This window comes from Pseudomonas sp. NFX15 (assembly GCF_049132105.1).
Classification (GTDB): Bacteria; Pseudomonadota; Gammaproteobacteria; order Pseudomonadales; family Pseudomonadaceae; genus Aquipseudomonas.
Map to the genome: position 1 here is coordinate 110,786 of NZ_JAFMPV010000008.1, position 13,955 is coordinate 124,740.

Annotated in this window: 14 protein-coding genes and 1 other RNA gene; 11 read left to right on the forward strand and 4 right to left on the reverse strand. The window is 60.6% G+C overall.

Annotation, left to right across the window (positions count from 1 at the left end; all coding sequences use genetic code 11):
• The first annotated feature begins 86 nt into the window (after nucleotides 1-86).
• Nucleotides 87-704: a glutathione S-transferase N-terminal domain-containing protein gene (locus tag J1D76_RS11450; protein ID WP_056853210.1), complete on the forward strand. Its 618-nt coding sequence runs from the start codon at nucleotides 87-89 to the stop codon at nucleotides 702-704.
• Nucleotides 705-720: 16 nt separating this feature from the next.
• On the forward strand, nucleotides 721-1,140 hold the full coding sequence (locus tag J1D76_RS11455) for a ClpXP protease specificity-enhancing factor (protein WP_421138429.1): 420 nt from the start codon (nucleotides 721-723) through the stop codon (nucleotides 1,138-1,140).
• A gap of 163 nt (nucleotides 1,141-1,303) precedes the next feature.
• On the opposite strand, the gene J1D76_RS11460 is transcribed toward J1D76_RS11455, so the two are convergent.
• From J1D76_RS11460 to J1D76_RS11475, 4 genes are all read right to left on the reverse strand, one after another.
• Nucleotides 1,304-1,882 carry a BON domain-containing protein gene (locus J1D76_RS11460; RefSeq protein WP_421138430.1) on the reverse strand — a complete coding sequence of 193 codons (579 nt, stop codon included), beginning with the start codon at nucleotides 1,880-1,882 and terminating at the stop codon, nucleotides 1,304-1,306.
• The gene (locus J1D76_RS11465) at nucleotides 1,879-2,472 is read right to left on the reverse strand and encodes a phosphoheptose isomerase (RefSeq protein ID WP_201120583.1); all 594 of its coding nucleotides are present in this window, start codon (nucleotides 2,470-2,472) and stop codon (nucleotides 1,879-1,881) included. The genes J1D76_RS11460 and J1D76_RS11465 overlap by 4 nt, the downstream gene beginning before the upstream one ends.
• 104 nt (nucleotides 2,473-2,576) lie before the next feature.
• Nucleotides 2,577-2,939: a YraN family protein gene (locus J1D76_RS11470; protein WP_421138431.1), complete on the reverse strand. Its 363-nt coding sequence runs from the start codon at nucleotides 2,937-2,939 to the stop codon at nucleotides 2,577-2,579.
• Nucleotides 2,939-4,750 (reverse strand): penicillin-binding protein activator, encoded by a 1,812-nt coding sequence (locus J1D76_RS11475; protein WP_421138432.1) that lies wholly within the window; start codon nucleotides 4,748-4,750, stop codon nucleotides 2,939-2,941. The genes J1D76_RS11470 and J1D76_RS11475 overlap by 1 nt, the downstream gene beginning before the upstream one ends.
• Nucleotides 4,751-4,927: 177 nt before the next feature.
• Between J1D76_RS11475 and rsmI the strand changes: the two genes are divergently transcribed.
• The 9 genes from rsmI to mraY all read left to right on the forward strand — a co-directional run bounded on the left by rsmI (nucleotide 4,928) and on the right by mraY (nucleotide 13,952).
• Nucleotides 4,928-5,833, forward strand: coding sequence for a 16S rRNA (cytidine(1402)-2'-O)-methyltransferase (rsmI, locus tag J1D76_RS11480; RefSeq protein WP_421138433.1), 906 nt, complete (start codon nucleotides 4,928-4,930; stop codon nucleotides 5,831-5,833).
• A 75-nt stretch (nucleotides 5,834-5,908) separates the two neighbouring features.
• Nucleotides 5,909-6,262: RNase P RNA component class A (gene rnpB / locus J1D76_RS11485), an RNA gene on the forward strand.
• Between the two features lie 356 nt (nucleotides 6,263-6,618).
• A complete protein-coding gene (gene mraZ, locus J1D76_RS11490) occupies nucleotides 6,619-7,074 on the forward strand; it encodes a division/cell wall cluster transcriptional repressor MraZ (RefSeq protein WP_122752291.1) in 456 nt (151 codons plus the stop codon).
• Nucleotides 7,071-8,018, forward strand: coding sequence for a 16S rRNA (cytosine(1402)-N(4))-methyltransferase RsmH (gene rsmH / locus J1D76_RS11495; protein ID WP_421138434.1), 948 nt, complete (start codon nucleotides 7,071-7,073; stop codon nucleotides 8,016-8,018). The genes mraZ and rsmH overlap by 4 nt, the downstream gene beginning before the upstream one ends.
• The gene (gene ftsL / locus J1D76_RS11500; protein ID WP_262165692.1) at nucleotides 8,015-8,308 is read left to right on the forward strand and encodes a cell division protein FtsL; all 294 of its coding nucleotides are present in this window, start codon (nucleotides 8,015-8,017) and stop codon (nucleotides 8,306-8,308) included. Before rsmH ends, ftsL begins: the two co-directional genes overlap by 4 nt.
• Entirely contained in the window at nucleotides 8,308-10,047 is a 1,740-nt protein-coding gene (locus J1D76_RS11505) for a peptidoglycan D,D-transpeptidase FtsI family protein (protein WP_421138511.1), read from the forward strand. The genes ftsL and J1D76_RS11505 overlap by 1 nt, the downstream gene beginning before the upstream one ends.
• Nucleotides 10,047-11,510, forward strand: a complete 1,464-nt coding sequence (locus J1D76_RS11510) for a UDP-N-acetylmuramoyl-L-alanyl-D-glutamate--2,6-diaminopimelate ligase (protein WP_421138435.1) — start codon at nucleotides 10,047-10,049, stop codon at nucleotides 11,508-11,510. The genes J1D76_RS11505 and J1D76_RS11510 overlap by 1 nt, the downstream gene beginning before the upstream one ends.
• Nucleotides 11,503-12,870: a UDP-N-acetylmuramoyl-tripeptide--D-alanyl-D-alanine ligase gene (locus J1D76_RS11515; protein ID WP_421138436.1), complete on the forward strand. Its 1,368-nt coding sequence runs from the start codon at nucleotides 11,503-11,505 to the stop codon at nucleotides 12,868-12,870. The genes J1D76_RS11510 and J1D76_RS11515 overlap by 8 nt, the downstream gene beginning before the upstream one ends.
• Complete coding sequence (gene mraY, locus J1D76_RS11520) at nucleotides 12,870-13,952, forward strand: phospho-N-acetylmuramoyl-pentapeptide-transferase (RefSeq protein WP_421138437.1); 1,083 nt, start codon at nucleotides 12,870-12,872, stop codon at nucleotides 13,950-13,952. Before J1D76_RS11515 ends, mraY begins: the two co-directional genes overlap by 1 nt.
• The last annotated feature ends 3 nt before the right edge of the window (nucleotides 13,953-13,955 follow it).

The following is a 13,955-nucleotide window of genomic DNA, read 5'->3' on the forward strand; positions in this document are numbered from 1 at the left end:
CTGGTCATCCAGGCGTTACAGGAGGCGCCCTCTGGGCGCGCTCGTTTTTCCGCTTACGATAATTTCTACAAGCGAGGAGGATCGCCATGGGCGTGACCAATCGGTTGGCCTGTTACTCCGACCCCGCCGACCACTATTCCCACCGGGTGCGCATCGTACTGGCAGAGAAGGGTGTCAGCGCCGAGATCATTTACGTGGAAGCTGGTCGCCAGCCGCCTAAACTGATTGAGGTGAACCCTTACGGCAGCTTGCCCACCCTGGTCGATCGCGACCTGGCGTTGTGGGAATCGACCGTGGTGATGGAATATCTGGATGAGCGTTACCCGCACCCGCCGTTACTGCCGGTTTATCCCGTGGCGCGTGCCAACAGTCGTCTGCTGATGCACCGCATTCAGCGTGACTGGTGTGGTCTGGTGGACCTGATTCTGGATTCGCGGACCAAAGAGGCAGCCCGTGTGGTGGCTCGTAAAGAGCTGCGCGAAAGCCTGACCGGTGTGTCGCCGCTGTTCGCCGACAAGCCGTTTTTCCTCAGTGAGGAACAAAGTCTGGTGGACTGCTGCCTATTACCAATACTCTGGCGTTTGCCGATTCTGGGTATAGAACTGCCGCGGCCAGCCAAGCCGCTGCTTGATTATATGGAGCGTCAGTTTGCGCGCGAGGCTTTCCAGGCAAGTCTGTCTGGTGTCGAACGCGACATGCGCTAAGGCTTAAGGAGCCGCTATGAACTCCAGTCGACCTTATCTGGTCCGCGCGCTCTATGAGTGGATTGTGGACAACGATTGCACCCCGCACATGCTGGTCAATTCCGAGTATCCGTCGGTGCAGGTGCCTCAGGGTTTTGCCAGTGACGGGCAGATCGTCCTGAACGTGTCGCCACAAGCCGTGCGTCACATGCACATGGACAACGAGGCGGTCAGCTTCGAGGGACGCTTTGGTGGCGTGCCACACACCTTGTACGTGCCTATTGCTTCGATCCTGGGCATCTACGCCCGGGAAAACGGCCAGGGCATGGTGTTCGATCTGGAATCGCCGATGGGCGAAGACGAAGATGAAGAGATCGAACCGGATGACGATCTTCCACCACCTGGCAGCGAGCCGCCGCGCCCTAGCGGCCGACCGAGTTTGAAGGTGGTGAAATAAAAAAAAGGGTGATCCGCAAGGATCACCCTTTTTTATTTCACCACCTTCAAACGATGTAGGAGCGAGCCTGCTCGCGATGGGCGTGAACGATGACGCGGGCTGTCTGAATGAGCGCATTCACCGGACGTTTTTCGCGAGCAGGCTCGCTCCTACAGGATGGGGTTCAATCGATGTACTCAAACAGCTTCACGATCTTCTGTACGCCGGAAACGCCTTGCACCAAATTGGTCGCCTGCGCGGCTTCCTGTTTGGTCAGCAAGCCGAGCATGTAGACGATGCCGTTTTCAGTGACGACCTTGATGCGCGAGCCAGGGATGTTCGCATCGGCGAGCATCTGGGTCTTGATCTTGGAGGTCAGCCAGGTGTCGTTCTGGCGGGCCAGGAAGCTGGAAGGTGGCAGGACTTGCAGCTCGTTATGCACCTGCTTCACGCGCTGGACGGCGGCGGCGGCCTGTTCGGCCTTGGCCTTGAGGTCTTCACGGGGCGTTTGCCCGGCCAGCAGCACGACACCATTGAAGCTGGTGACGACGATGTGCGAATCCTTGTCCAGGGCCGGGTCGGCCTTGGCGACGTTGACGCCGACCTTGGTGTCGATCAGGGAGTCGTCAATCTTGCTGCCCAGTGTGCGAGTGCCGCGGTCATCTTCAATCGGCGCTTCACGACTGGCAGTCACCACCGAGGTGCAGCCGCTGATGCCGAGGCACAGGGTCAAGGCCAGTAGGCCAAGGCGATTAGGGGTCATTCTTCACTCCCGAACAATTGGCTGTCGATCAAGTCGCAAAGGCAGTGGATCGCCAGCAGGTGGACTTCTTGAATACGAGCGGTGACGTTGGCCGGTACGCGAATCTCGACGTCCTCGGGCAACAGTAGCGACGCCATGCCGCCGCCGTCACGCCCCGTCAATGCTACGACAACCATTTCGCGATCATGTGCGGCCTGGATCGCTTGAATAATGTTGGCCGAGTTGCCGCTGGTGGAGATAGCCAGCAACACGTCGCCCGGTTGGCCGAGTGCACGGATCTGCTTGGAGAATATTTCGTTGTAGCTGTAGTCGTTGGCGATCGAGGTGATCGTCGAGCTGTCGGTCGTCAGGGCGATGGCCGGCAGGCTCGGGCGCTCGCGCTCGAAGCGGTTGAGCAGCTCTGAGGAAAAATGCTGGGCATCGCCGGCCGAGCCGCCATTGCCGCAGGAGAGCATTTTTCCTTCGTTGAGCAGGGCGTTGACCATGACCTGGCTGGCTTGCTCGATGTGCGGTGCAAGGACTTCCATCGCCTGTTGCTTGGTGTCGATACTGGCCTGAAAAAGCTGGCGAATTCGCGATTGCATGTCCATCTGTGTGACCTTAAGTAGCGCGGCTGTTCGGCACATGAATGTGCAGCCCGCAAAGCAAAGAGCAAAAGTGTTGGGTGATAGTGTCCGGTTCGCAATGCCGGCAATCAGCTGTCGAAGGCATTCTGTAGCCAGTTCAGCTGGTCGAGGTGGCTGTCGATGGCAATCACGTCGAAGCGGCAAGGGGAGTTGGCCCAGCGCGACTCGCGCTGAAGAAAATACTGCGCGGCGAAAATCAGTTTTTGCCGTTTGCGCTCATCGATGCTATCGAGCGCGCCACCCCATTGAGTGTTTTTTCGGTAGCGGACTTCAACGAATACTACTGTATCGCCATCTAGCATGACCAGATCAAGCTCGCCGCGTTTGCACAACCAGTTCTGCGCCAGCAGGCGCAGACCCTGTTGCTGAAGATGCTCGAGCGCATGGCGCTCGGCATCCTTTCCGCTTTGCTGGCCTGACCTGTCGGGCATCAGCGCGGGGTGTCCGGCAGGCGTTGAACCTGGCCGTTGACGAACTCGGCCCATGGCAACTGACGCACCACACGCTGGCTCTGGGTCATGCCCAGGCTGCCCGATTCGCCTTCTATGCGGCTGTCCGGCAGCGACTTGAGTTGACCCAGGCGCGGCGCCAGTCGATAGGCATCCACGCCCATGGCATACAGGCGCCCCAGGCTGCCGGCGGCTTGTGGCCACTGGGCGGTGACCTGGCGCCGCAGCGGGTCATTGGCATCCAGCAACCACGGTGTTTCGCAGAAGCGAATGCCGTTCATGTCGTTGTACTGGTTCACATCACCGCTGGCGCTGAACACGTGAGAGGTGGCGTAGACCGGAACATCACCCGCGTACTGGAAGTTCAGGGTCGGTTTGATCTGCTGGGCCTGTTGCGGCGTGGCGGCCAGGAAGATGAACTCGATGTCCTGGCGGCGCGACGGTTGGGCTGCTACTTGCGAGCCAACGGTGCTTTGCAGGCTCTTGGCGCGACCTTCGCTCTGGCGCAGCTGGAACATGTCGGCAATCTGCTGGGCCAACTGAACGGGCTGATCGACGCGCTCGGTCACGATGATAGTGCCGCCATTGGCTTGCCAGTCCTGGCTGAACGCCTTGAGCACGCGGTCACCCCATTCGCCTTTGGGCACCATGATGGCGGCGCGGTGCAGGCCGTCGGCACGAGCACGGCGCGAGACTTCGCGGGCTTCGTCTTCAGCGGCCAGGCCGAACTGGAACAATTGCGCGGGGCCCTGATCACCTTCGCTGTAGTTCAGTGCAAGGGTGGTGATCGGCAGTTGCGGGCGAGTGCTCAGTTGTTTGACCAGCGGCTTCTCCAGCGGACCGATGACCAATTGCACGCCGTCGGCCTGGGCCTTGCGGTAGAAGTCGTCCATGGACGTCAGGTGCGAGCTGTCATAAAACTCGATGGCAGGTGGCTTCTGCCCGGCTTGTTGTGTCTGGTAGTGGGCGGCCATGAAGCCGTCGCGCAGTGCTTTGCCGACCGAGGCCAGTTGGCCATCCTGAGGCAGCAGCAGGGCGATCTTGCTCAGGGGCTGGCTAGCCAGCTCCTTGAGTTGGGTCAGCGGCAGCGGCAATTGTTTGGCTGCCGGGTGCTTGGGATTCTGCGCGCGCCAATTGTCGATGGCGGCTTGTTGCTGTTCCAGGGTGCCGGCGGATTTCACCGCCAGGGCCAGGCCCATCCAGCCACCGAGATCATCGCTGGTGTTGGGCTGCAACTGGTCGGTTGGCAGCGAGGCGATCAGGGTCCAGATCGCTTCGTGGTTTTTGCTCGCTGCTTCACCTTTGAGCATCGGTGCAATGAAAATGCGCTCGCGGGCAGCAGCGAGGGTCTGGCCATCGGCTTCAAGTGCGCGGGCGTGAACGGTGCCGGTGCGGACCTGTTGCTCCACCGGCAACTCGCTCAGGCGCTGCAGGCTCGGGTGGCTCAACGCGGTCAGCGCGGCCTTGGGCTGGTTGCGGGTCATGGCCAGTTCGGCCGCCAGGGTGCTGGCGAAGACCTGTGGGCCCGGCTTGAGTTGCTCGATGGGGACCTGTTGCAGGATTTGCGCGGACTGGCCGGCATTGCCCTGGCGATAGGCCAGGTCGGCAGCGCTCAAGCGCAGCAGCGCGGCGTCTTCCGGCGATTTGCTTTGGGCGGCCTTCTCAAGCAACTGCTCGATACTGGCGTCCGGTGTCCGTGGAAGTTCGCCAAGGCTGGAGGAGGGCGAGCTGGCGCAAGCCGCCAGCAAGGCAGCGAGGCAGAGGGCAGATAACAGCCGCAGGCAAGCGATCATGTAAGCGTTCCTGATACTCGATCAAATTAGCGTGGAATTGTACCCAAGCACTGGCCGGGGCGCGATGTTACTGGCGTGAATCGATCAATTTAGCTGGTGTAAATGTTGCGCCAGCGCACAAATGGTCGCCGATGACACCTTTGCTTACGCGTATCGCGAGGCTCGCTACGCGCTACAATGGCGACTTTTACCGATCATGAGGTGTGCGCTTTGACTGCTCCAGGTGCTTTGAATTCCGCTGCTGGCTCGCTTTATGTGGTGGCGACGCCCATCGGCAACCTGGATGACATCAGTGCGCGGGCGCTGAAGATCCTGCGTGAAGTGGCCTTGATCGCCGCCGAAGACACGCGTCACTCCCAGCGGTTGATGCAGCACTTCGGCATTTCGACGCCGTTGGCGGCCTGCCATGAACACAACGAGCGAGATGAAGGTAGTCGCTTTATCACCCGGTTGCTTGCCGGTGACAACGTGGCGCTGATTTCCGATGCCGGGACGCCGCTGATTTCCGATCCGGGCTATCACCTGGTACGCCAGGCGCGTGCAGCCGGCATCAATGTCGTGCCGGTTCCCGGTGCGTGCGCCCTGATTGCCGCGTTGTCGGCGGCAGGCCTGCCTTCCGACCGTTTCATCTTCGAAGGTTTCCTGCCGGCCAAGGCGGTGGGGCGTCGCGCGCGTCTGGAGCAAGTCAAGGAAGAGCCGCGCACGCTGATTTTCTATGAAGCCCCACATCGCATCCTAGAATGCCTGCAAGACATGGAACTGGTGTTCGGCCCTGAGCGCCCGGCGCTGCTTGCCCGTGAATTGACCAAGACCTTTGAAACCTTAAAGGGGCTGCCACTGGCCGAGTTGCGCGAGTTCGTCGAGTCGGACAGCAACCAGCAGCGCGGCGAGTGCGTGGTGTTGGTAGCGGGTTGGTCGGCGCCTGAAGAAGAGGGCGCGGTTAGTAGTGAGGCGATGCGCATCCTCAACCTGTTGCTCGAAGAAATGCCGCTCAAGCGCGCCGCTGCATTGGCGGCGCAGATCACTGGCGAACGAAAGAACGTGCTATACCAGATCGCCCTGGAAAGGCAGAAAGGCGAGTAAAACCCGACGCGCAGGCGTGGTCAAAGGCGCTTAGCGCTTGTTCTTCGGACGCTCTGCCGGTAACCTTCGCGGCGGAGAGTCGATCGGACAGTCGCTGCCCTCTATGAAAATTAGGGGGGGGAGGAAAGTCCGGGCTCCATAGGGCGAAGTGCCAGGTAATGCCTGGGAGGCGCGAGCCTACGGAAAGTGCCACAGAAAATAACCGCCTAAGCGCTTCGGCGCCGGTAAGGGTGAAAAGGTGCGGTAAGAGCGCACCGCACGTCTGGCAACAGTTCGTGGCTAGGTAAACCCCACTTGGAGCAAGACCAAATAGGGTCCCAAGGCGTGGCCCGCGCTGGGACCGGGTAGGTTGCTAAAGATGTCCAGTGATGGCCATCGTAGACGAATGACTGTTCAAGACAGAACCCGGCTTACAGATCGACTCTCCACCTTTTTCTTTCCTCTGCTTAAATCAGTGAGCAGGGGGCGGGTGATGGCAATTTCCCTCCTTATACAAACGTCCCCGTTCAGCACTTCTGTAATACCAAAAAAATCTTACTCTTAATAAATCACTTTAACTTTCGAACGCAGCCTCCTGTGCTGATTCAAGTTATCGAACAGTTTCATCTGCCGAATTCTCGTTGCCCCTCCTTTTATGCTCCTAAATCTCAGTTCTGTAAGGGTTTTCCTTTAATCCGCGCCTTGACGGTGTGGTGGGCGCATTCCTATAGTGTGCGCAAGTGGCGGAAAGTGGCATGAAGTGGGTTTTTTGAACTCAAAACGCTAGAATTTGGAGAAACGCTGACGTGTTTCGCGGAGCCAACGCTATCAGTCTCGATGCAAAGGGCCGTCTCGCCATGCCGAGCCGGTACCGTGACGAGCTCGATTCGCGCAGTTCCGGTCAATTGATCGTAACAATTGATGCCGTTGATCCTTGTTTGTGTGTTTACCCGCTCGATGAGTGGGAAATTATTGAAACCAAACTGCGTGCACTGCCTTCGCTTCGCGAGGAGAACCGCCGCCTGCAACGTTTGTTGATTGGTAATGCCGTCGACCTCGAGCTCGATGGCAGTGGTCGTTTTCTGGTTCCGCCACGTCTTCGCGAATATGCCAAGTTGGATAAGCGCGCGATGTTGGTAGGCCAACTGAACAAGTTCCAATTGTGGGACGAGGATGCCTGGAACGCGGTTTCTGCCGCGGACCTGGCTGCTATTCATCAACCGGGCGCGATGCCTGACGAACTGCGTGATTTGATCCTGTGACTATTGATAGCGGCTTTAACCACATCACCGTACTGCTTGACGAAGCCGTCGAGGCTCTCGCCGTACGTCCTGATGGCTGCTATCTGGACGGCACGTTCGGGCGCGGCGGGCACAGCCGGTTGATCCTCAGCCAGCTCGGTCCGGATGGTCGGTTGCTCGGGTTCGACAAAGATCCACAAGCGATTGCCACCGGGCAGACGCTAGCGGCCGAAGACGGCCGCTTTGTCGTTGTGCAGCGCAGCTTTGCCGAGCTGGGTGCCGAAGTGGCCGCACGCGACCTTCACGGCAAGGTCAGCGGTATTTTACTGGATCTGGGCGTGTCTTCGCCGCAGCTTGACGACCCGCAACGCGGTTTCAGCTTCCTCAATGATGGTCCGCTGGACATGCGCATGGATCCGTCCCGCGGGATCAGCGCCGCCGAATTCGTCAACACCGCGCCCGTGGAAGAAATCGCCCGTGTCTTCAAGGAATACGGCGAAGAACGTTTCTCCGGCCGCATGGCCCGTGCCGTGGTCGAGCGTCGCGACGTCAAGCCATTCGAACGCACCGGTGACCTGGCCGAAGTCCTGAAAGTCGCGAACCCGGCGTGGGAAAAGGGCAAGAACCCGGCAACCCGCGCTTTCCAGGGCCTGCGCATTCACGTCAACAACGAGCTCGGCGATCTGGAAACCGGCCTCGAAGCCGCACTGGATTGCCTGGAAATCGGCGGTCGCCTCGTGGTGATCAGCTTCCACTCGCTGGAAGACCGCATCGTCAAATTGTTCATGCGCAAGCTGGTAAAAGGCGAAGCCGACAACCTGCCGCGCAACCTGCCGGTTCGGCATGTCGCCTTCGAACCGAAAATCAAAGTCCATGGCAAAGCGCAGACGGCTTCCGACGCCGAACTCAAAGCCAACCCACGTTCGCGTAGCGCTGTCATGCGTGTGGCGGAGAAGCTGCGGTGAGCAAGCTTTTCGCCAAGCCATTGCCCGGCGGAAGCTTTTTCATGCTGCTGCTGTTCGTTGCCGTGCTCGTATCGGCCATCGGCGTGTCGTACAGCGCGCACTGGAATCGCCAGTTGCTCAACTCGCTGTACAACGAATTGAGCGTGCGCGACAAGGCACAAGCCGAGTGGGGCCGGTTGATCCTGGAGCAGAGCACCTGGACCGCCCACAGCCGTATCGAAGTGCTGGCCACCGAACAATTGAAAATGCACATTCCCGGTGCCGCTGACGTGAAGATGGTGGCGCCATGATGAAACTCGAAGGTGCGCTGTTCCCTTGGCGTTTCCGAGTGGTGCTAGGCTTGCTCGGCGTGATGGTGGCTGCGATTTGCTGGCGGATCATCGACCTGCAAGTGGTCGACCGTGACTTCCTTAAAGGTCAGGGCGATGCGCGCAGCGTTCGTCATATCCCGATTCCGGCTCACCGTGGTCTGATTACCGACCGTAACGGCGAGCCTTTGGCTGTTAGTACCCCGGTGACTACGCTGTGGGCCAACGCCAAGGAAATGCAGCTGGAAAAAGATAAGTGGCCAGCACTGGCCGCTGCGCTGGGGCAAGACCCGAAAGCCTTGACCGAGCGCCTTGAAGCCCAGGCCAACAAAGAATTCATCTACCTGGTGCGCGGTCTTACGCCTGAGCAGGGCCAGGCTGTGCTCGATCTCAAGGTGCCGGGTGTCTACGGCATCGAAGAATTCCGGCGTTTCTATCCGGCCGGTGAAGTCACCGCCCATATGGTCGGGTTTACCGATATCGACGATCACGGCCGTGAAGGCATCGAACTGGCCTATGACGAATGGCTGGCCGGGGTCGCCGGCAAGCGTCAGGTGATCAAGGACCGGCGCGGCCGGCTGATCAAGGACGTACAAGTCACCAAAAACGCCAAGGCCGGCAAGCCCTTGGCGTTGTCCATTGACCTGCGCCTGCAATACCTGGCCAACCGTGAACTGCGCAACGCGATCATCGAGAACGGCGCCAAGGCCGGCAGCCTGGTGATCATGGATGTGAAGACCGGCGAGATTCTCGCCATGGTCAACCAGCCGACCTACAACCCGAACAACCGTCGCAACCTGCAACCGGCAATGATGCGTAACCGCGCGATGATCGACGTGTTCGAACCGGGTTCGACCATGAAGGCGATCTCGATGAGCGCCGCGATCGAGACCGGCCGCTGGAAACCGAGCGACACCGTCGAGGTGTACCCGGGCTCCTTGCAGATTGGCAAGTACACCATCAAGGACGTATCGAAGACCGAAGGCCCGGTGCTCGACCTGACCGGCATCCTGATCAACTCCAGTAACGTCGGAATGAGCAAGGTTGCCTTCGATATCGGCGGCGAAACCATTTTCCGTCTCGCGCAGAAAGTCGGCCTCGGCCAGGACACCGGTCTCGGCTTCCCGGGCGAGCGTGTCGGCAACCTGCCGAACTACCGCGAATGGCGCAAGGCTGAAACCGCCACGCTGTCCTACGGCTACGGTATTTCCGTGACCGCGATCCAGCTGGTCCACGCCTTCTCGGCCCTGGCCAACAACGGTCGCCTCGCGCCGCTGACCCTGATCAAGACCGACAAGCCGCCGCAAACCACCCAGGTGTTGCCAGAGGCCGTGGCGAAAACCATGCAAGGCATGCTGCAGCAAGTGATCGAAGCCCCGCGCGGTGTGTTCCGTGCGCAGGTGCCGGCGTATCACGTGGCGGGCAAGTCCGGTACTGCGCGCAAGACGTCGGTCGGCACCAAGGGCTATGCCGAAAACTCCTACCGCTCGCTGTTCGCCGGCTTCGGCCCGATGAGCGATCCGCGTTACGCCATTGTCGTGGTGATCGATGAGCCATCCAAGGCCGGTTACTTCGGTGGCCTGGTATCCGCGCCGGTGTTCAGCCGTGTGATGTCCGGCACCCTGCGCCTGATGAACGTGACGCCGGACAACCTGCCACCTACTCAACAAGCGAACGCAACACCGGTCGTTCCGCTGAAAGCCAATGGAGGGCGCGGCTGATGTCTTTGAGCCTGAACAAGATTTTCCCTCACGCCGGCCACGATCTGTTGATTCGCGAACTCGCCCTCGACAGCCGCAACGTGCGCGCGGGCGATCTGTTCCTCGCCGTGCCAGGCGGGAAGTTCGATGGGCGCGCGCATATCGCCGATGCCCTGCAACGCGGCGCGGCGGCGGTGGCCTATGAAGTGGAAAGCGCCACTGTGCTGCCGATCACTGAGGTTCCGCTGATTCCGGTCAAAGGGCTGGCCGCTCAGTTGTCGGACATCGCCGGGCGTTTCTATGGCGAGCCAAGCCATCATCTGAATCTGGTCGGCGTGACCGGCACCAACGGCAAGACCAGTGTCACTCAACTGGTTGCCCAGGCGCTGGATCTGCTGGGCCAGCACTGCGGCATCGTCGGAACCCTCGGTTCCGGTTTCCATGGCGCGCTGCAAAGCGGCCTGCACACCACGCCGAACCCGATTGCCATGCAGGCAACCCTGGGTGACCTTAAAAAGGCCGGTGCCAAAGCGGTCGCCATGGAAGTCTCGTCCCATGGTCTCGATCAGGGCCGTGTCACCGCACTGGCCTTTGATGTGGCGGTGATGACCAATCTGTCCCGCGATCACCTGGACTACCACGGCACCATGCAGGCCTACGGCGAAGCCAAGGCCAAGCTGTTTGCCTGGAATGATTTGAAATGCCGCGTGGTCAACCTCGACGACGAGTTCGGCCGGCAACTGGCTGCCGACAAGCGTGAGTCGCGCCTGATCACCTACAGCCTGCTCGACAGCAGCGCGTACCTCTATTGCCGCGAAGCGCAGTTCGACGACGAAGGCGTGCGCGCCACGTTGGTCACGCCGCAGGGCGAACACCATTTGCGCAGCACCTTGCTCGGTCGTTTCAACCTGAGCAACGTGCTCGCAGCGGTTGGCGCCTTGCTGGGCCTGGACTACGCACTGGACGAAATTCTCAAGGTACTGCCCAAGCTTGAAGGGCCGGCCGGGCGCATGCAGCGTCTGGGTGGAGGCTCGCAGCCACTGGTGGTGGTCGATTACGCCCACACCCCGGATGCCCTGGAAAAAGTCCTGACCGCCCTGCGTCCACATGCCAAGGGCCGCTTGTTGTGCCTGTTCGGCTGTGGCGGCGACCGCGATCGCGGCAAGCGTCCGCTGATGGCCGAAGTGGTCGAACGCCTGGCCGACGGCGTGCTGGTCACCGACGACAACCCGCGTACGGAAGACCCATCGCTGATCTTCGACGACATCCGCGCCGGTTTCACCGCTGTGGAAAACGTGACGTTCGTCGCCGGTCGTGGCCAGGCCATTGCCCAATTGATTGCCGGTGCGTCGGCCGATGATGTGATTGTCCTGGCCGGTAAAGGTCACGAGGACTATCAGGAGATCAACGGCGAGCGCCATGCTTTCTCCGATCTGGTCGAGGCCGACCATGCCTTGACCGCGTGGGAGGTGGCCCATGCTTAAGGCCTTGAACCTGAGCGAACTGACCAACGCGCTGAATGCTCGCCTGGTGTCTACCGATGCGAGCTTCGACGGCGTCAGCATCGACAGCCGTGCGATCAAGCCAGGCCAGCTGTTTATTGCCCTGACCGGCCCGCGCTTCGATGGTCACGACTATCTGAATGACGTGGCTGCCAAAGGCGCCGTCGCGGCGCTGGTCGAGCGTGAAGTCGCCGACAGCACGCTGCCGCAATTGCAAGTCCTGGACACTCGCCAGGCACTGGGGCAATTGGGCGCGCTGAACCGTGCTGCGTTCACCCAGCCTGTTGCTGCCGTCACCGGTTCCAGCGGCAAGACCACGGTCAAGGAAATGCTCGCCAGCATTCTGCGCACCCGTGGTCCGGTGCTGGCGACCCGTGGCAATCTGAACAACGACCTCGGCGTGCCGCTGACCCTGCTCGAACTGGCACCGCAACACAGCGCGGCCGTGATCGAACTGGGGGCCTCGCGCCTCGGTGAAATTGCCTACACCGTCGGCATGACCAAGCCCCACGTCGCCATTTTGAATAACGCAGGCACCGCCCACGTTGGCGAGTTCGGCGGCCCGGACAAGATCGTCGAAGCCAAGGGCGAGATCATTGAAGGGCTGGACGCCAATGGCGTCGCCGTTCTCAATCTCGACGACAAGGCGTTCGGCATCTGGAAGACCCGTGCCGGCGAGCGCAAGGTGCTGACCTTCGCGCTGAGTAACAGCAGCGCCGATTTCTACGCCAGTGACCTGGCCACGGACGCCCGTGGCTGCCCGGCATTCAACCTGCACACACCAGAAGGTGCGGAGCGCGTTCAACTGAACCTGCTCGGCACCCATAACGTCGCCAATGCCATGGCGGCCGCCGCTGCCGCCCATGCCCTGGGCGTGTCGCTGTTCGGTATCGCCACCGGCCTGGGCGCGGTGCAACCGGTCAAGGGTCGCACCGTCGCGCAACTGGCCAGCAATGGCATGCGCGTGATCGATGATACGTACAACGCCAATCCCACCTCGATGTGCGCTGCCGTTGATATACTGGCCGGCTTTTCCGGTCGCACCGTCCTGGTGCTCGGGGATATCGGCGAGTTGGGTGAATGGGCGGAGCAGGGGCATCGCGACGTGGGCGAATACGCCCGTGGCAAGGTTTCTGCGCTGTATGCGGTCGGGCCAATGATGGCTCACGCCGTGAAGGCATTCGGTCCACAGGCTTTGCACTTCAGCACCCAGGCAGAGCTGATCAAGGCCCTGGGCGCCGAGCAAGACACAAACACCACCATTTTGATCAAGGGGTCGCGCAGCGCAGCGATGGAAAACGTCGTTGCCGCCTTGTGCGGGTCCAGTCTGGAGAAACATTAATGCTGCTGCTGCTAGCGGAGTATCTGCAACAGTTCTACAAAGGCTTCGCGGTCTTCCAGTACCTGACCCTGCGCGGGATTCTCGGTGTACTGACCGCGCTGGTCTTGTCGCTGTGCTACGGCCCATGGATGATCCGCACGTTGCAGAACCGTCAGATCGGTCAATCCGTTCGCAATGATGGCCCGCAGTCGCACCTGTCCAAGTCGGGCACACCGACCATGGGCGGCGCGCTGATCCTGTCGTCCATTGGCGTCAGCACCCTGCTGTGGGCTGACCTGACCAACCGTTACGTGTGGGTCGTGCTGCTGGTGACCTTGCTGTTCGGCGCCATCGGCTGGGTCGACGACTACCGCAAGGTGATCGAGAAAAATTCTCGCGGCTTGCCGAGCCGCTGGAAGTATTTCTGGCAGTCGGTGTTCGGCCTGGGCGCGGCGATCTTCCTTTATATGACGGCCACCACCCCGGTGGAAACCACACTGATCCTGCCGATGCTCAAGGATTACAGCATTGTGCTGGGCGCAGGCTTCATCGTCCTGACCTATTTCGTAATCGTCGGTTCGAGCAACGCGGTCAACCTGACCGACGGCCTCGACGGCCTGGCGATCATGCCGACGGTGATGGTCGGCGGCGGCCTGGGGATTTTCTGCTACCTGTCGGGTAACGTGAAGTTCGCCGAATACCTGCTGATTCCTTATGTACCGGGCGCGGGCGAGCTGATCGTATTCTGCGGCGCGTTGATCGGTGCAGGCCTGGGCTTCCTCTGGTTCAACACCTATCCGGCACAAGTCTTCATGGGCGACGTCGGCGCATTGGCGCTGGGCGCGGCCCTGGGCACCATCGCGGTGATCGTCCGCCAGGAAATCGTCCTGTTCATCATGGGCGGCGTGTTTGTGATGGAAACCCTGTCCGTGGTCATTCAGGTTGCCTCTTTCAAACTGACCGGTCGCCGCGTATTCCGCATGGCGCCGATTCACCACCACTTTGAACTCAAGGGCTGGCCCGAGCCGCGCGTGATCGTCCGTTTCTGGATCATCACCGTGATTCTCGTGCTGATCGGCCTTGCCACCCTGAAGCTGAGGTAGAAA